This window comes from Roseovarius lutimaris (assembly GCF_900115165.1).
In the GTDB taxonomy this organism is placed as follows: domain Bacteria; phylum Pseudomonadota; class Alphaproteobacteria; order Rhodobacterales; family Rhodobacteraceae; genus Roseovarius; species Roseovarius lutimaris.
Genome location: NZ_FOVP01000003.1, coordinates 152,070 through 169,118, shown reverse-complemented (window position 1 = coordinate 169,118; position 17,049 = coordinate 152,070). Strand labels below are relative to the sequence as shown.

The window sequence follows — 17,049 nt, the reverse complement described above, 5'->3', positions numbered from 1 at the left end:
TCACCCCCCGAGTACAGCCGACTTGTCCGACAACTTATCGGAATTGAGTGCGGGGGAAAACTGCTAACTGGTCATCGCCGCAAAGGCAGGCTAGGTCTTGGGAAACCGACATGAAGGAGCCTGATGATGACTACGCCTGTTTCCGTTGCTTTTGAAGAGACCAATCTTGATGCCATTGCCACCGCCGAGGGCCGCGTTGCGGTCTTTGTCACCCCCGATGGCAAGCTTGATGCCGCCGCGCGGCGGGTCAACCGGCTGACCAAGGGCGTGCTGGCGCGGATGGTGGACAAGGGCGCCTTTGAAAAGAAAAAGCCCGGCGATGTCATCACCCTTGCCTGGCCCGCCGGGCTTGCCGCCGAGGCGCTTGACGTGGTCTGCCTGCCGCGCAATGCCAGCATCACCGAGACCCGCCGCGCCGGGGCCGCGCTTGGCCGGGCCAAGGGCGGCAAGGCGGTTCTGGTGCTTGGCGGCTCTCTGCGTCGTCCGGTGGATCTGGTGCTTGGCGTAGTGCTCAGGGCCTATGAATTTGTGACCCACAAGACCGCCGACGCCAAGCCAAACGGCGGCGTAACCCTGATGGTCAGCAAGCCGGACGAGGTCAAGGCCGAGGCCGCGACGGTGCTTGCGGTGGCCGAGGGCGTGTTCTTTACCCGCGATCTGGTGTCTGATCCGGCCAACCACCTGACCACCACCGAATTTGCCAAACGGATTGAGGCGCTCAAGGAGCTTGGCCTCAAGATCACCATTCTGGATGAGGCCGAAATGGAAAAGCTGGGCATGGGTGCCCTGCTCTGCGTTGGTCTTGGAAGTGCGACGCCCTCGAAGATTGCCGTAATGGAATGGAATGGCGGGCCCAAGGGCGAAGCGCCGCTGGCGCTTGTCGGCAAGGGCGTGGTGTTTGACACCGGCGGTATCAGCCTCAAACCCGCTGCGGGCATGGAAGACATGACCATGGATATGGGCGGCGCCGGCGTTGTGGCGGGCACGATGCGCGCGCTGGCCCTGCGCAAGGCGGCCGCCAATGTGGTCGGTCTTGTCGGGTTGGTCGAGAACATGCCATCGGATCGCGCCACCCGCCCCGGCGATGTGGTGACGTCGATGAAGGGCGACACCATCGAGGTGATCAACACCGATGCCGAGGGGCGTTTGGTGCTGGCCGATGTGATCTGGTACGCGCAGGAAAAATACAAACCGCGCGGCGTGATCGACCTTGCCACCCTGACCGGGGCGATCATCGTCGGGCTTGGCAATGAAAACGCCGGCGTGTTTTCCAACGATGACGATCTCTGCAAGGCCTTCCTCAAGGCCGCCGAGGCCGAGGGCGAAGGCGCCTGGCGGATGCCGATGGGCCAGGCCTATGACGACAAGCTCAAGAGCCAGATCGCCGATGTCAAAAACGTCGGCGGGCGCGAAGCGGGCTCGATCACGGCGGCGCAATTCATCAAGCGCTTCGTCAAGGACGACATGCCCTGGATTCACCTTGATATCGCCGGTGTGGCCAGTGTGAAGGCCGAAACCGCCTATGCCCCCAAGGGCGCGACCGGCTGGGGGGTGATGGCGCTCAACCGGATGATCGCGGATATGCTTGAGCAAGACTGATGGGGGCCGCCTATTTCTACCACCTGACCCGCGCCCCGCTTGAGGTGACCTTGCCCATGCTTCTGGGCAAGGCACAGGGCGCGGGTTGGCGGGTTCTGGTGCGCGGGCGTGACCGGGCGCGGATGGAATGGCTTGATGAAAAGCTCTGGCTCGGGGCCGAAGACGGGTTTTTGCCGCACGGTCTTGCCGGGGCGCCGCATGAGGCGGATCAGCCGATCCTGCTCAGCACCGCAGCAGAGCGAGCCAATGGTGCGGTCTGTGTCATGTGCATCGACGGCGCCGAGGTGGCGCCCGAAGAGGTGCAGGCGCTGGAGCGGGTCTGCGTCCTGTTTGACGGCAATGACGACGCGGCGCTGACTGTGGCGCGTGGCCAGTGGAAGGCGCTCACCGGCGCGGGCTGTTCGGCGCAATACTGGTCAGAAGAATCGGGCCGCTGGGAGAAAAAAGCCGAGGCCTGATTCGCGCGCTCTTCGGCCCCGCCAAGGCGGGCCGCCTCGCACTCCCGGCCCGGCACTTGGAAACCAGAACACCGTTCAAATCGGGCGAGGGTGCAAGACGGCCCTGCGAATCCTGCCCTAAAAGGACATGATCCGCGTTTCGTCGGCCAGCAAACGCGCGGCCACTGCAGGTGGTTTAGCCGAGCCGACCCCATCAAGCAAGGCAGAGGCCTCTATCCCCTTGTTTGGCAAGTAAATTGCACAGACCTCGACGGTTCCGCCAGCCGCCATGATTTTCTGCATCAGGCCCTGCGGGCTCATGCCCTTGGGTTTTTGCGGCGCGGTGGCGGGTGCGGGCGCGTCCTTGAGCGCCAGATCGCCCGCCGGACCACAGAGCAGCATATAGGCCTCTGCCCCCTGCTGCATGGATTGCATGGTCAGCACCATGCTCATCAACTGGGTCTGGGCGTCGGGGCTGGTTACAATGGTCACCAGCCGGGGAACCTCTTCGGCCATGGCCGGGGTGTTGGTCAGGGCGGCAAGGCCAAGGGTGGCGGCAGCAAGGGTTTTGCGCATTGGAGTGATCCTTTCGGGTGTAGGTAAAGATGAACCTTGAATGACTGTTTACCGCCCCACCCTAAGATACACGCCAGACGACAGGCGTTGATCCAAATCAAACACATCTAATTTTGTGAATTTATCTTCCGCCAGTGCCAAGACGCGCCAGAACAGCCGCGCAGTCAATCTGTCCCATCGCCCCGGCAACCCGCCCGCGCGGCCCGGCAAGGCGCGCGGCAATATAGGCGCCCGATATCTCATTGGGCGCAGTGCGGATCAGAACCGAGGCGGTCAGCAACGTGGCAAGGCTTTCGCAGTACCACCGCGCCTGCGCCAGATCGGGCAATTTCGGAAACTGCTGCATATGCGCCTTGAGGGCCGCATCAAAGCCCCGGTCATGGCCTGTCGCCGCGCCAAGCTCCGCGCTCAGGCTCTCACCTGCCAGCGGTTCACGGCGCAGGGTGCGCAGGATATCAAGACAGATGACATTGCCCGAGCCTTCCCAGATCGAATTCAGCGGCGCCTCGCGGTAGAGCCGCGGCATGCCGGTCTCCTCGACATAGCCCATGCCGCCAAGGCATTCCATCGCCTCGGAAATCACGCCGGGGCAGAGCTTGTTGTTGATGAATTTCGCCAGCGCCACCCCGAGGCGCGCAAAGGCGCGATCACCCGGCGTTGTACCGTCAAAGGCGCGCGCCACATGCATCCCAAGCGCAAGCGCCCCTTCCCAATCGAGGCAGAGATCGGCCAGAACCTGCCGCATCAGCGGCTGATCAATCAGCATGGCGTCCGCGACCGAGCGTTGGCGTACCCAGTGATGGGCCTGATCGAGCGCGGCGCGCATCAATCCCGCCGGGGCCAGAGCGGTATCAAGCCGGGTGTGATGGACCATTTCGATAATCGTGCTGACGCCTGCGCCCTCATCGCCAAGCCGATGCGCATAGGCGCCGTGGTACTCGATTTCCGCAGAGGCATTGGCACGATTGCCCATCTTGTCCTTGAGCCGTTGCAGGTGGATCGCGTTGCGCCCGTCCTCCAACCAGCGCGGCACCAGAAAGCAGGTCAGCCCGCCGGACGCCTGCGCCAGCGTCAGAAACCCGTCCGACATTGGCGCCGAGCAGAACCACTTATGGCCTTCAAGCCGGTAAAGATCGCCCTCGGGCGTGGCGGTGGTGTTGGTGTGGCGCAGATCAGAGCCACCCTGTTTTTCGGTCATCGCCATGCCAAGCGTCGCCCCGGCCTTGCGCGCCAGCGGTCTTGGCATCCCGTCATAGGTGCGCGCGATCAGCTTGGGCACCCATCGGGCAAACAGCGCCTTATCGGCCTTGAGCGCGGGCACCGCGGCATAGGTCATGGTCATCGGACAGCACACACCCGCCTCGACCTGAGAGGTAAGATAGACCATCGCGGCATGCGTGGCATGCCCGCCCTGCCCACCCTCATAGGCGATGGCGGCATAGCCCGCGCCGATGCCGACCTGCATCAGCTGATGATAGGCGGGATGAAAGCGCACCTCGTCAAGGCGGCGACCACCGGTGTCAAACAACACCGGCTCCGGCGCATGGCGGTTGGCCTCGTCGCCGAGGCGGCGCATCTCGGCGGTGCCGATCCGCGCGCCGTAAGAGGCCAGATGCCCCGCATCCGCCCCCGCCGCCGTGGCATGGGCCCTGAGGGCCGGATCGCTGGCCCATAGGTCAAGGTCACCGCGCAGCGCGGGCTGATTGAGCGCGTCATGCCAGAGTGTGGCCGCAGGCGGTGGTGTATCTTGCATTCAGGCTCTCCTTTAAGGCGTACCGTAAAGCGCCGGCAAATCCTGCGAAAGGGGATTCACAAAGCGCGCGCCCTGTGGCATGGTGACCCGAGCGCCCGTCAGAGGCGGATGAAGAGGCAGACCACGCATCATGACCACCCGTAACAGGCCCTGGGGCATGCTTATCTTTTTTACGGTGGCGTTCTTTTTGGGCGCATATTTCACCTTTGCCGCCGTGCAAGGCGATTACGGCCTGTTCCGCCGCGCCGAAATCGAGGCGCAAAGCACGTTGTTGCAGGCTCAGCTTGATCAGCTCAACACGCAAGTGGCGCGGATGGAAAACCTGACGCATCGGCTCTCTGACACCTACCTTGACCTTGATCTTCTCGATCAACAGGCACGCGATGTTCTCGGCCTGCTGCGCAGCGATGAGATTGTCATCCGCTGAGGTGGCGGGTTTCGGTCGGCCTGGATGTCTGCTCTGCGGTGCGGTTTCAACGGGTCGCTGCAACACAGGCTTGAAATTTCTCCGCTGACGTTTGGTATTGCAAGGTCTTTCTGGGGCGCTGATTGAGCTGTTGGCCTATCGACCGGTGCGCGATGCCAGCCACATCAACGCCTTCATCGTAGCGCTAGGCCTGACAATGATGATAGAAGGCCTTAACCTTGAATTCTTTGACCATGAACAGGTGGTCATCCCGACCAACCTGAACCGGGTGTTCAATATCGGCGGGGTGAGCATTCCCGAACTGCGGCTTTACGTGATCCTCGCCGCCGCGATGCTGTTCGTCGCCATGACGCTGTTTGTCGAAGACCAAGACCGGCCAGGCTATCGGAGCCTGCGGGTCAAGGGGCACTATTTCACGATTGTGACGCTGGCGTTCAACATGGTGATCTTCATCGTGCTGATGAATTTTCATGACCTGGCTCAAGGCGAGGCCGGCATCACCGGCATCCCCAAACCCGGAAGCAAGGATGGGCTGTTCAACTTTCGCGACCGCGAGACCTATTGTTATATGGTGTTGATCATTGCCACGCTGATGACCGGGCTTGCCGCGCTGATCGTGCGCTCGCGCATCGGGCAGACGCTTGTGGCAACCCGCCAGAACGAAGGTCTGGTCGGCGCCATCGGCATCGCCCTGCGCCTGTGCCAGATCGCGCCCCGCGACCTGCGCGACCGATACCTTCCGGCGCTGCTCTCGGGTCAGGTCTCGGCCTGCACGGCGCTCACCGAACCCGGCACCGGCAGCGATTTTGCCGCCGCCACCACCACGGCGCGGCAAGACGGCGATGGCTGGCGTCTGAATGGCGAGAAAACCTGGATCATCAACGGGCGCCACACGGGGCTGTCGATTGTCTATGCCCAATACGCGGCCCCCGGCGGGTTCACGTTCAACGATGTCGCCCTGCCGACGCAGGCAAAGCTGATCGCACCCGGCACTGCCTTCAAGGCGATCCTGACCGAGATCAACGCCGCGCGCACCTATGTTGCGGCCATGTGCAACGGCATGATGTCGGCCGCGATCGAAACCGTGCAGAGCTATGGCGCGACCCGTCACAGCTTTGGCAAACCGCTCAATGCGATCCCAAGCTGGCAGGCGCATCTGGCCGATGCCGTGGCCGCCCCTGACGCGTCAACCGCCGTCACAGCCAAGGCCGTCGCTCTGGTGACAAACGCCGAGGACGCCCAGCTTGCCGCCGCCGAGGCCAAGATCGTCGCCGTGACCGCTGCGCAAACCCACCTGCCGCAAGTGTTGCAACTGATGGGCGCCGAAGGGCTGCGCCCGGAACATCCATTCACCCGCCGACGGATGCCCTGCGCGAAACCCTGCTGGCCCATTGCCGCGAAACACTCTCGGCCATGAAATGCCCACGCAGCCTTGAGTTACGCCAGGAGGTGCCGCGCTCGGCCACCGGAAAGCTTTACAAACGCAAACTGCGGGCGGAATTCTGGGATTAAGGGCCGACAGGTTTTCAGAACACCCGTTTCCCGGCCCCCCATGTTTCCTGCAAGACCGGTGTGCCATCCAGCACCGCGAACCGGATGAGATCGGCCCTTTGTCCGAGGCGCAGCGATCCCCGGTCGCTCAGACCGACGGCCCGGGCGGGGCGCGCGGTGACGGTCGCCATGCCGCGCGGCAGGTCGCCCCAAAGATCGCCCAGCTGAACCGCCGCCATCAGCAATGCCGATGGCACATAGTCCGACGACAGGATATCCAGCCGATCCAGCCGCGCCAGATCGCGCGCCGCGACGTTGCCGGAATGCGACGCGCCACGAATAAGGTTCGGCGCGCCCATGATCGTGGCAATGCCATGCGCGTGACAGGCCTCCGCCGCGGCACGCGTGGTCGGAAATTCGGCCAGTGTGACGCCATAGGCCTTGCTGGTCGCGACCTGATCGGCGGTTGTATCATCGTGGCTGGCCAGGGTCGCCCCAAGCCGTTTGGCGGCCTTTACGATCGCGGCCTCATGGCTGGGGCCCACCCGACCCTGAAGATCATAGAGAAAATCCACGTATTCGCGGAACTCCTGTTCGCCAAACGCATGCTTGCCCCGGACATAGGTTTCAAACTTTGCCAGGTCTGAAAACTGCCGCTGTCCGGGTGTGTGATCCATCATCGAGACAATGCCGATCCGGTCATCAGCCGAAAACTCGGTAAATTCATCGACCAGCGTTTCGGAACAAATCTCGGCACGCAGGTGAATATGGTGGCTGACCCTGAGCCGGCCCCCGTCCCGCATTTCAAGGATTTCGTCGGCCATCTTTCGGGCATATCGACCATAGCGTTTGCTGGCCCCCGACACGATAGACCCGACCCGGATCGCATCGAACACGGTTGTGATGCCGGTGCCCGCCAATTCGCGATCATGCGCCAGAATGGCGGCGCGATGCGGCCAGTCGACCTTGGGGCGCGGTGCCAGATGCCGCTCAAGGTTGTCGGTGTGCAATTCGACCAGACCGGGTGCCACAAAATCGCCCTGCATATCGCGCGCACCCGGCGAAACCGCTCCGCCACTGGCAATATCGCTGATCACCCCATCCTTGATGCAGAGCGATCCAAGGATCACCTCGTCGTTCAGAACAAGGCGCGCATTGGCAAGGATGGTGTCATCGGTCATTTGTCGGTCCCCGTGTTGCAGGCCATCGCCCCCGGATAAAGATGCGTCAGAATGGCCGCGACGCAATCGTCAAGCACGCCATTGTTTTCAACCACATGGGCCTTGACCCCTTGTGGAAGCGTGAAGGTCGCGCGTTCAAGCCTGCGGGTAATCTCTGCATCGGTTTCACGCCCGCGCCGAACAAGCCGCGCAGCAAGCGTGGCATGGTCTGCGCTGAGCGCGATGACCTCTATCCGGGCAAACCGCGCCTGCGCCGCGATCAGAACACTGCGCGACAGGTTTCCCATGACATCGCGCCCTGCGGCCAGCACCGCATCGACCGTGGCAGGGATTGCGTAGCAAAGCCCGTGCGCGCGCCAGCTAAGCGCGAAGACTCCGGCGGTCTCTTGCGCCTCGAACGCCGCCTCGGTCACGCCGTCAAACTCCTCACCGCCCGCATCACCGGGGCGGGTGATGACGCGCCGGGCCAGACCAAGACGCGGATCACGCGCGGCCAGGGCCTGCATCACGCTGTCCTTGCCAACGCCCGAAGGGCCGACAATGGCGATGAAACGGCCGCTCATGTGGCCCGGCCCGGTGTGAATTGGCTGACGTCCAATGTGCGATCACAGACCTCGTCGCGCGCCATCCGGTCATGGAAAATCCCGATGATGGCCGCACCGCGATCCTTGGCCTCGCCGATCATCGCAAGCACCGTCGCGCGATTATCCGGGTCAAGGCTCGCCGTCGGCTCATCCAGCAACAGCGCCGGATAGGGATAGGCAAAGCCGCGCGCGATGTTCACCCGCTGCTGTTCGCCGCCCGAAAACGTCGTCGGGCTCAGCGGCCAGAGCCGCTCGGGAATATTCAGCCGCGCCAGAAGCGTTTCAGCCTGCGCAAGCGCCTCGGCGCGCGTCGCACCCGTCGCCAAAAGCGGCTCTGCCACCACATCGCGCGTCGAGACACGCGGCACAACGCGCAAAAACTGGCTGACATACCCAAGCGTATAGCGACGCAGCGCAATGATCTCGCGCGGGGCGGCCCTGGCCACATCCACCTCGCCCACCATGATCCGGCCAGAGGCGGTCAGATAGTTGCCATAGATCATCCGCATCAGGGTGGATTTCCCCGCCCCAGAGGCCCCGGTCAGCGCCACGCATTCGCCGGGCGCAACACAGAGAGAGGCCCCCGCCATGACCGGGATTTCGGCTGCCGCCTGATTGTGAAGGGTGAAGGATTTCGAGACGTTTTCAACATGGATCATGGCGTCACACCTGCAAGACAGAAGACACAAGAAGCTGGGTATAGGCATGTTGCGGATCGTCCAGCACCTGATCGGTCAGGCCTGTTTCGATCACATTCCCGTCTTTCATCACCATAAGGCGATCCGCCAGAAGGCGCACGACGGCAAGGTCGTGGGTGACGATGATCGCGCTCAGGTTCATGTCGCGCACCAGCCCGCGCAACAGATCCAGCAGACGCGCCTGCACTGACACATCAAGGCCGCCGGTCGGCTCATCCATGAACACGAGCCGTGGACCCATCACCAGATTGCGCGCGATCTGAAGGCGCTGTTGCATGCCGCCGGAAAAGCCGGTCGGACGGTCGTCGATCCGGTCGTGGGCGATCTCGACCCGGCCAAGCCAGTCCATCGCCGAGGCGCGGATATCGCCGTAATGCCGCGCGTTCACCGCCATCAGCCGCTCGCCCACATTGCCCCCCGCACTCACGTTCATCCGCAGGCCGTCACGCGGGTTTTGATGCACAAAGGCCCAATCGGTGCGCCCCAGCATCCGGCGCTCGGGCTCGCTCATGGTGAGGGTGTCGCGCAATCCATCGGCACGGGTGTCAAACCGCACCGCGCCGAGGTCGGGGCACAGATGCCCGGCCAGACAATTGAGCAAGGTGGATTTGCCAGAGCCGCTTTCGCCGACAATCCCCATCACCTCGCCGGGATAAAGATCAAACGACACATCCGTGCAACCAACCCGTGCGCCATAGGATTTGGAAATGTTTTCAACCTCTAAAAGCGGTGTCACGTCGCACCCTCCGCATAGGGCAAGCCCTGCGCGCCGACATGGCCCTGTTTGCGCCGGGTGCTGCAATAATCGGTATCCGAACACATGAACACGCGCCCGCCGTCGTCATCGACGATCAACTCGTCAAGATAGCTGTTCTGCGCACCGCACAGATCACAGGCGTGATCGGCTTTGGTGGGCTGAAACGGATAGTCGTCAAAATCAAGGCTCACCACCCGCGTGTAGGGCGGAATCGCATAGATCCGCTGTTCACGCCCGGCGCCGAAAAGCTGAATTCCGGCCATCTCAAGCTTGGGGTTGTCGAATTTCGGGATCGGCGAGGGATCCATTACATAGCGCCCCTCGACCTTGACCGGATAGGCATAGGCGGTGGCGATATCGCCGTGCTGGCTGATGTCCTCGTAAAGCTTGACATGCATGAGGCCATAATCCTCAAGCGCGTGCATCTTGCGGGTTTCCACCTCCGAAGGTTCCAGAAAGCGCAGCGGCTCGGGGATCGGCACCTGATAGACAAGGATCTGATCGGCGCGCAGGTCCGCTTCGGGGATACGGTGCCGGGTCTGGATCACGCTGGCTTGCGCCGTGGCCTCGGTTACGGCGACACCTGCGGTTTTCTGGAAAAAGCGGCGGATCGAGACGGCGTTGGTGGTATCATCGGCCCCCTGATCAATCACCTTCAAGGTATCCTCCGGCGTCAGAATGGCGGCGCTCACCTGTACCCCGCCGGTGCCCCAGCCATAGGGCATCGGCATTTCGCGGCTGGCAAAGGGCACCTGATGGCCGGGGATCGCCAGCCCCTTGAGGATTGCACGGCGGATCATCCGCTTGGTCTGCTCGTCCAGATAGGCAAAATTATAGTCGCTCATTCTGCCGCCTCGCGAGGGATGTTTTCTTTCGCCTCGCGGCGCAGCTTGCGGATCAGCTCAAGCTCGGATTGGAAATCGACATAATGCGGCAGCTTGATATGCTCTAAAAACCCCGTCGCCTGAATGTTATCGCTATGATATAAAACGAATTCCTCGTCCTGCGCAGGCGCGCCGAGGTTATCCTCGCCAAGCTCTTTCCAGCGCAGCGCCCGATCCACCAGGGCCATGGAAATTGCCTTGCGCTCGGACATGCCGAACACAAGACCATAGCCGCGTGTGAACTGCGGCGGCGCGGTTTTCGAGCCCTGAAACTGGTTCACCGTCTCACATTCCGTGAGGGTGATTTCGCCAATCTCGATGGCAAACCCAAGCTCGGGAATCTCCATTTCAACCGCCACCGCCCCGATCCGCAACTCGGCCACAAAGGCATGATTGCGCGCGTACCCACGTTGGGTGGAATAGGCCAGGCCAAGGATAAATCCCTCATCGCCGCGCGCCAGAGATTGCAGCCGCAAGGCCCGGTCTGCGGGCAATTCAAGCGGCGTGCGCGTCAGGTCGGGGGGCGTATTCTCGCCGGCCCGCTCATCCTGAATCAGGCCCTCCCGGTCCAGAAACGACATGATGTGCGGCGTGGGATCGTGGGTCGGTGTCCCCTTGGGCACGTCACCTGCTTCACCGTCAGCCGCCAGCTTGAAATCCAGCAAACGATGCGTGTAATCAAAGGTCGGCCCCAGAACCTGCCCGCCCGGCGCATCCTTGAAGGTCGCCGAAACGCGACGCTCGCAGAGCATATCCCCGGTTTCAATCGGGTTTGAGGCGCCGAACCGCGGCAGCGTGGTGCGATAGGCCCGGATCAGAAAGATCGCCTCGATCAGATCGCCGCGCGCCTGCTTGATCGCCAAGGCCGCAAGGTCAGGGTCATAAAGCGAGCCTTCGGCCATGACGCGATTGACCGCCAATGTCATCTGCTCGCGGATTTGCGCAACACTCAGCTCCAGCACGGCTCGGTCGCCGCGCCGCTCTTCGGCAAGCCAGGCATGGGCGTTGTCGATGGCGCGCTCGCCCCCCTTGACGGCCACATACATCAGAACACCTTTGTGGTTCTTGACAGGGCCGCAAGATGCGCCCCGCTGGTGAAAATGAAATCAAGCCCCAGCGGGAAGCGTGCCGCATTGTCCTGAAACGCCGCAACCTCGGGCAAGGAAAGCTGTGTTTCCCGCTTGATCCCCGGCCCGCGCAGGGTTGCGCCGCTGTTGGAAAGCGCGTCGCATTCGACGATCACCGTGGCAGAGCGATCCGGAAATTGCGCCGTGCCGCGCGGGAATGTCGCCAGAGGAAGGGCGCCCCAGGTGCCCAAGGCAAACATCGCATCCTGCGCCGCCACAAACGGCGCGCCGGTGTGAAAGCCGATCCACTCACGCAGCTGTGGCGTGTCGTGGCTTGCCGCCAGAAAGATCGGCGTTTCAGGATCGCAAAGCGTCAGCACAACAGCCCCCGCCGCAGGGGACAGCGGCGCAGGCGGCTGCGCGCCGTTTACGGCAAGAATTTCACCGGGTCGCGCCATCGCCGTCATCACTGCGCGAAACGCGTGGGATGCCTCGATTGGCTGATCGGCAAAGCCGCCCTCAAGGATATGCGCCTGCATCAATCCTCACCTCGTACCATCGTGAAGAAATCAACCTTGGTCGCCGCCGCCTTCGCGGCCCGATCCGCCTTGCGCGCGGCCATCGCCGCCCGAAGCGGCGCCAACAGACCCGCATCGACGGCCCCTGCGGCGCCGGTCTGCATCAAAGCATCGACAAGCGCGGCGGTCAGAGCGTGGGATTTACCCCGGCCCTGCACATAGCCGTGCCCGACCACCCCATCGGCAAGCTTGACCGAAGCGCGGGTCACGGTCATCTCGCCGAGGTTGAAGGCCGCCCCAACGGCCCCGGCCCGGCCCCGCAGCATGACACCGCCAATTTCAGGCGCCCGCAAAACGCTATAGCTGGGATCAATCTGTAACGCCGCCCAAAGCCGTGCGACATCCGCCGCAGGCGACTTTGCCAACAGGCCAAGCCAGGCTTTGCGCGCCGCGTCCTGATCGCTCGTCATGGTCATCTAGACATCTTTCAAGGATGTATACAACTAGACAAATCATAACCCAAATCATCCGGCCTGCCAATCCCGGTGATGCAACAGTTTGATGATCCGGCCCCCGATGGGTGGCCGGATCTGATCAGAGTTGCCGCGAGGGGCACGTGTTTTGAGGAAACGTCGCGGGAAATAGACCCGAGACCGGGGGCTGTCGTAAGGAAGGGAAAGCCCGACCGGTGTTTATCAGGCGGTCTTGGGCAGGCTGCGGAACGCCGCGATAAGCTGATCGATTTCCGCCTCGGTATGGGCCGCCGAAACGCTGAGGCGCAGCAGGGACTTGGCCTGCGGCGTGGCCGGGGGCACCGCCAGATTGACATAGACCCCCTGGTCCATCAGGTGATTCCATTCGGCCACGGCGACATGTTCGTCGGGGCGCGAAATGGCCATGATCGGGCCCGGAGGCGACGAGATGGTAAAGCCCGCGTCACTCAGCCCGTTGTAGAGCTGATGCACCCGATCCCAGAGCGATTTGCCAAGGGTGGTATCGCTCGCGATTATCTTGAGCGAGGCCCGCGCGGCGGCCATATTGGCGGGCGAGCCCGAAGCGGTGAAAAGATAGGGGCGGCTGACCAGACGGATCAGTTCAAGTGCTTCGTGGCGCGACACGCAAAAGCCGCCGATCGAGGCGAAGCTTTTGGAAAACGTGCCGGAAATGAAATCGACCTTGTCCAGCACGCCCTGTGCCTGCGACACACCGCGACCGTTTTCGCCGTAGCAGCCGATGGAATGCGCCTCATCGACAAAGATCATCGCGCCGTGCGAATGGGCGACCTCGACAAATTCGGCGACCGGGGCGACATCACCCAGCATCGAATAAAGCCCCTCGATCACCACAAGACGGGCGCCCTCGGCGGGCAGGCGCGACAGGCGTTTGTTCAGATCCTCGGGGCTGTTGTGCCGGAACCGGATGGTTTCGGCATCGCTGAGGCGGCAGGCATCATAGATGCAGGCATGGCTGTCGGCGTCGATCAACAGGTGATCGCCTCGCCCGGCAAGAGTGCTGAGGGCGGCCAGATTGGCCTGATAGCCGGTGGTGCAGACAATGGCCGAGGCCACGCCGAAATAATCCTTGAGGTCGGATTCAAGATCAAGGTGATCGCTATAGGTACCATTGGCCAGACGGCTGCCGGTGGTGGCGGTGCCATGGGTATCAATCGCCGTCTTGGCGGCGGCCATCACGTCGGGGTTATAGGTCAGGCCAAGATAGTTGTTGGTGCCGGCCAGCAGAACCTCGGTGTTGCCGACACGGGCACGGGTCTGCGACAGCATTTCGTCAAACCGCATGCCAAACGGCGTGCGCCCGGCAGAGCGCAGTTTATCGACCCGTTCGGACAGCTTCTCGAACTTGGCGAATACGGTGTTTTTGTTGGCTTCGGTGTCAAACATTTGTAATGCGCTCGATCGCTGTTACCAGGGATTGGACGGTATCAATCTCGGAGGCTTCTTCGAGCGGGAAACTGATATCGTATTGCTCTTCGATCTCCATCACGAGATCGAACATCTCGACGGAATCAATTGCAAGATCGGCCCCGATCAGGGTTTCGGGCTCGATCTTGGTATCGACCTTGGTATGGGCGCGCAGGATGCCGCAAATCTGGTCGAACATGGTTTCGGTCTTCTGGTTCATTCTGGACTCCGGTCGTTGTCTGCTACGACTTGGTTTGTCGCATTCCCTAGCCTCAGAAACGGATTAAGGCAACGGCGCATTGTAACATCAAGCGGCGTAATTGTTTCAAGGGGGGTATCCCCGATCCAGTCACCGGCGCGCATTTCACGAACCTTGCCCGAGGAAAAAACCTGTGCCGTCCCGGTCACCCGCGCGGCCAGATCGGCGCCATGGCCGACCAGTGTTGCAAGTGGCATCGGCAGGGGAATTTCGCGCACCTTTCGGCCAGTTACCCGTGCGCCGCTGGCGGCCATATCCGACCAGCCAAGGCTGTGATGACCATAGGGGGCGAACGTCCTGCCCTTGACGGGCGTGGCACCGGGCCTTGCGAGATCAATCAGCAGGGTGGCGAGGTCCTGAACGTCGATCACGGAAAATCGCGCGCTGCGCGCTTTTCCGCCTAAAACCGGCATCCAGCCACGGGCGATGAGCGAGAAAAGCGGCGCCGTGGCCTGATCGCCGGGGCCGATCACTGCGGGCGCACGCACCGTGGTCAGGGTCATATCGCCAGCCTCGGCAAGCGCAAGCTCTTCGCCGGCGGCCTTGGAGGCGGCGTAATCCGAAACCCTGGGGCGCGAGGCCGCCAGTGACGACATCAGGATGAAATGACCGACACCGGCCTGCGCCGCGGCGCGCACAAGGGTCTCGGTGGCGGTGGCGTTGACCGCGTGAAACGCGCGGGCGTCAAGCGCCTTGGTGGCCCCGGCACAATGGATCACTACATCGGCCCCGGCCAGAAAATCCGCCAGCCTGTCGGGCTGATCCATCTCGCCGGTGATCCAGCGCAGGTTGGCGCCATCGGTCAATTCGCGACCGGGTTGCGCGCGCGCAAGCGCCGTGACAGCCACCTGCGCGGCGTCAAGCTTTGCCAGAAGGGTGCGCCCGACAAAACCGGTGGCCCCCGTCAGCGCAATTTTGATCTGTGATACCTGGCCCGCCGTGCCGGTTTGATCAGGCACCGCGAACCGGAGCGGTAGCAGCAAGCGAATCTTCTACCGGGGCAGTATTATAGCCGCCGGCAAGATAACGCGCGCGTGCGCCTGCCCGGCTAAGCTTGCCCGAGCTGGTCATCGGCAACGAGCGCACACCAACCAGCTCAACCGAGACCGGCGCGCCGGTGGTTTTGCGGGTGGCCGCCAAGATGTCGTGCAAGAGCTGCTCGCGCACGGCCTCGTCGCGCGACCAGCATTCCGCCAGAAGAACGATGCGGGTGCCGCCATCGGTTTCGTTGATTTCAAACGCGCCTGCGCCCGAAATGTTCTTGCCGCCGGTCTGTTGGGCGACCCATTCGATGTCCTGCGGCCAGATGTTGCGCCCGTTCCACAGGATCAGATCCTTGGAGCGCCCGGTGATCACCACTTCGCCATCAAGCCAATAGCCGAGGTCGCCGGTTTCCAACCAGCCATCCGCGTCCGTCAGCGGCGTAAGCGCATCTTCTTCGGCGCGGAAATACCCGGCCGCGACACTCGGGCCGCGCAGGATGATCTGACCGATCTTGCGGTCTTCAAGGTTCTTGCCGGTCTCATCGACAATGCGCAGATCAAGCGAGGCCATCGGCTTGCCGCAGGCGACAAAGGTGCGAACCTGGCCAGGCTTTGACAGGTCCGACGCGGGCACGGCCCGGCCGGATGTCTGCATGCGCCCGGTATCGACCTTGTCACGACGCAGGCCGACGCCAAGCGGCGCAAACGCCACGCCAAGGGTGGTTTCGGCAAGCCCATAGCTGGGCACCAGCGCGGTTTGCTTGAATCCGCTGGCCTCAAACGCATTGCTGAAGGCCATCATCGCGTCATCGCGCACCATGTCGCCGCCAATGCCGGCAACCCGCAGCGAGCTAAGATCAAGCGGCTCACCGCGGTAACGACGCGCACAAAGGTCATAGCCAAAGCTCGGGCTATAGACGATGGTGCCACGGTTTTCGCTGATCAGCTTCAGCCAGGTTGTCGGGCGCCGTGCGAAAGATGTCGGCGAAATGTAATCGACAGTGGTCTGGGAATAGAGCGGCACCATGAAAAAGCCGACAAGGCCCATGTCATGATAAAGCGGCAGCCAGGACACGCAGCGATCGGTTTCATCCATCATCAACGCTTCGTTGATGATCGCGTGACAGTTTGCCGAAACGCTGGCCTGAGTGGCATAGATGCCCTTGGGCGCGCTGGTGCTGCCCGAAGAAAACTGGATATAGGCCGGATCACCGGCGCCATGCGGAACCGGCGTGACACTGCCCCCGGCAAGATCGGCACCTGAGAGCGCGATGACCGGGATATCAAGCGGCGCAAGCGCACCTGTCAGCAGTTCCACCAGATCCTCGGGCGCCATGACAACCGCCAGATCGGCGGTTTCCGCGGTGCGCGCGACCTGTCCCTGATAGGCATCACGCCCACCGAACGCCGCCGGAAGCGACAGCGGAGCAGGCACAAGCCCGGCATATTGGCAGGCCATGAAGGCAACCATGAAATCCTGTGAGGTCTCGGCGATAAGGCCGATCCGCGACAAGCGCGGGAAAACCGCCGCAAGCCGACCTGCAAGCGTCATCGCCTGATCGCGCAACTCCGAGTAGGACACCGCCGCAATGAGCGAGGCATCCGCCGCATAGAAATTCAGCCCGGTATTGCCGGTCGCCGCATAATCAAGGGCATCGGTAAGCGATGAAAAATTTCCGCTACGACGCGGCACACCGCTTTCAGTTACGCTGGGGGTCAACATCAGTCACCTCTGGTTCTGCTCAATGGGCGTCATCACACGACAGATTCGCCGTCGACGATCTTGGTATGTTGCAATGCCACGAAAAGGCGCCTCAACGCACATCACATTGGTATTACAGTTTTGCCATAAAAGCCTGCTTTTTCAGCCAGAAAGCCCCGGCAGGTTAAAGCTTTGGGCCAAATTGCGCACAAAG

The 17,049-nt window shown here is 62.4% G+C and carries 18 protein-coding genes; 4 read left to right on the top strand and 14 right to left on the bottom strand.

Features of this window, described 5'->3' with window-relative positions; translation table 11 throughout:
- The first annotated feature begins 126 nt into the window (after positions 1–126).
- Positions 127–1,599, top strand: coding sequence for a leucyl aminopeptidase (locus BMZ91_RS03845; protein ID WP_092835125.1), 1,473 nt, complete (start codon positions 127–129; stop codon positions 1,597–1,599).
- Entirely contained in the window at positions 1,599–2,057 is a 459-nt protein-coding gene (locus tag BMZ91_RS03840; RefSeq protein WP_092834932.1) for a DNA polymerase III subunit chi, read from the top strand. Before BMZ91_RS03845 ends, BMZ91_RS03840 begins: the two co-directional genes overlap by 1 nt.
- Before the next feature lie 117 nt (positions 2,058–2,174).
- Here the strand turns inward: BMZ91_RS03840 and BMZ91_RS03835 are convergent, their stop codons facing one another.
- Positions 2,175–2,612, bottom strand: coding sequence for a DsrE family protein (locus BMZ91_RS03835; protein WP_092834930.1), 438 nt, complete (start codon positions 2,610–2,612; stop codon positions 2,175–2,177).
- Between the two features lie 121 nt (positions 2,613–2,733).
- Positions 2,734–4,365, bottom strand: a complete 1,632-nt coding sequence (locus BMZ91_RS03830) for an acyl-CoA dehydrogenase family protein (protein ID WP_092834928.1) — start codon at positions 4,363–4,365, stop codon at positions 2,734–2,736.
- A gap of 130 nt (positions 4,366–4,495) precedes the next feature.
- On the opposite strand from BMZ91_RS03830, the gene BMZ91_RS03825 reads away from it, so the two are divergent.
- Both BMZ91_RS03825 and BMZ91_RS03820 read left to right on the top strand, forming a co-directional pair.
- Positions 4,496–4,792, top strand: a complete 297-nt coding sequence (locus BMZ91_RS03825) for an FtsB family cell division protein (RefSeq protein WP_092834460.1) — start codon at positions 4,496–4,498, stop codon at positions 4,790–4,792.
- A 97-nt stretch (positions 4,793–4,889) separates the two neighbouring features.
- Positions 4,890–6,209, top strand: coding sequence for an acyl-CoA dehydrogenase family protein (locus BMZ91_RS03820; RefSeq protein WP_245736197.1), 1,320 nt, complete (start codon positions 4,890–4,892; stop codon positions 6,207–6,209).
- A 109-nt stretch (positions 6,210–6,318) separates the two neighbouring features.
- Here BMZ91_RS03820 and BMZ91_RS03815 read toward each other — a convergent pair whose 3' ends face one another.
- The 12 genes from BMZ91_RS03815 to BMZ91_RS03760 form a co-directional block, all read right to left on the bottom strand.
- On the bottom strand, positions 6,319–7,464 hold the full coding sequence (locus BMZ91_RS03815; protein ID WP_092834455.1) for an alpha-D-ribose 1-methylphosphonate 5-triphosphate diphosphatase: 1,146 nt from the start codon (positions 7,462–7,464) through the stop codon (positions 6,319–6,321).
- A complete protein-coding gene (phnN, locus tag BMZ91_RS03810) occupies positions 7,461–8,027 on the bottom strand; it encodes a phosphonate metabolism protein/1,5-bisphosphokinase (PRPP-forming) PhnN (protein WP_092834453.1) in 567 nt (188 codons plus the stop codon). The genes BMZ91_RS03815 and phnN overlap by 4 nt, the downstream gene beginning before the upstream one ends.
- Positions 8,024–8,707, bottom strand: a complete 684-nt coding sequence (gene phnL, locus BMZ91_RS03805; RefSeq protein ID WP_092834451.1) for a phosphonate C-P lyase system protein PhnL — start codon at positions 8,705–8,707, stop codon at positions 8,024–8,026. The genes phnN and phnL overlap by 4 nt, the downstream gene beginning before the upstream one ends.
- Before the next feature lie 4 nt (positions 8,708–8,711).
- A complete protein-coding gene (gene phnK, locus BMZ91_RS03800; RefSeq protein WP_092834449.1) occupies positions 8,712–9,482 on the bottom strand; it encodes a phosphonate C-P lyase system protein PhnK in 771 nt (256 codons plus the stop codon).
- The gene (locus BMZ91_RS03795; RefSeq protein ID WP_092834447.1) at positions 9,479–10,348 is read right to left on the bottom strand and encodes an alpha-D-ribose 1-methylphosphonate 5-phosphate C-P-lyase PhnJ; all 870 of its coding nucleotides are present in this window, start codon (positions 10,346–10,348) and stop codon (positions 9,479–9,481) included. Before BMZ91_RS03795 ends, phnK begins: the two co-directional genes overlap by 4 nt.
- The gene (locus BMZ91_RS03790) at positions 10,345–11,433 is read right to left on the bottom strand and encodes a carbon-phosphorus lyase complex subunit (protein ID WP_092834445.1); all 1,089 of its coding nucleotides are present in this window, start codon (positions 11,431–11,433) and stop codon (positions 10,345–10,347) included. The genes BMZ91_RS03795 and BMZ91_RS03790 overlap by 4 nt, the downstream gene beginning before the upstream one ends.
- Complete coding sequence (gene phnH / locus BMZ91_RS03785; protein WP_092834443.1) at positions 11,433–11,993, bottom strand: phosphonate C-P lyase system protein PhnH; 561 nt, start codon at positions 11,991–11,993, stop codon at positions 11,433–11,435. Before phnH ends, BMZ91_RS03790 begins: the two co-directional genes overlap by 1 nt.
- Positions 11,993–12,448, bottom strand: coding sequence for a phosphonate C-P lyase system protein PhnG (gene phnG / locus BMZ91_RS03780; protein ID WP_092834441.1), 456 nt, complete (start codon positions 12,446–12,448; stop codon positions 11,993–11,995). Before phnG ends, phnH begins: the two co-directional genes overlap by 1 nt.
- 219 nt (positions 12,449–12,667) lie before the next feature.
- Positions 12,668–13,870 carry a serine palmitoyltransferase gene (gene spt, locus BMZ91_RS03775; RefSeq protein WP_092834439.1) on the bottom strand — a complete coding sequence of 401 codons (1,203 nt, stop codon included), beginning with the start codon at positions 13,868–13,870 and terminating at the stop codon, positions 12,668–12,670.
- On the bottom strand, positions 13,863–14,111 hold the full coding sequence (locus BMZ91_RS03770) for an acyl carrier protein (protein ID WP_218145639.1): 249 nt from the start codon (positions 14,109–14,111) through the stop codon (positions 13,863–13,865). Before BMZ91_RS03770 ends, spt begins: the two co-directional genes overlap by 8 nt.
- On the bottom strand, positions 14,108–15,133 hold the full coding sequence (locus BMZ91_RS03765; RefSeq protein WP_177193777.1) for an NAD-dependent epimerase/dehydratase family protein: 1,026 nt from the start codon (positions 15,131–15,133) through the stop codon (positions 14,108–14,110). The genes BMZ91_RS03770 and BMZ91_RS03765 overlap by 4 nt, the downstream gene beginning before the upstream one ends.
- The gene (locus BMZ91_RS03760; protein ID WP_092834435.1) at positions 15,102–16,856 is read right to left on the bottom strand and encodes a fatty acyl-AMP ligase; all 1,755 of its coding nucleotides are present in this window, start codon (positions 16,854–16,856) and stop codon (positions 15,102–15,104) included. The genes BMZ91_RS03765 and BMZ91_RS03760 overlap by 32 nt, the downstream gene beginning before the upstream one ends.
- Positions 16,857–17,049 lie beyond the last annotated feature (193 nt).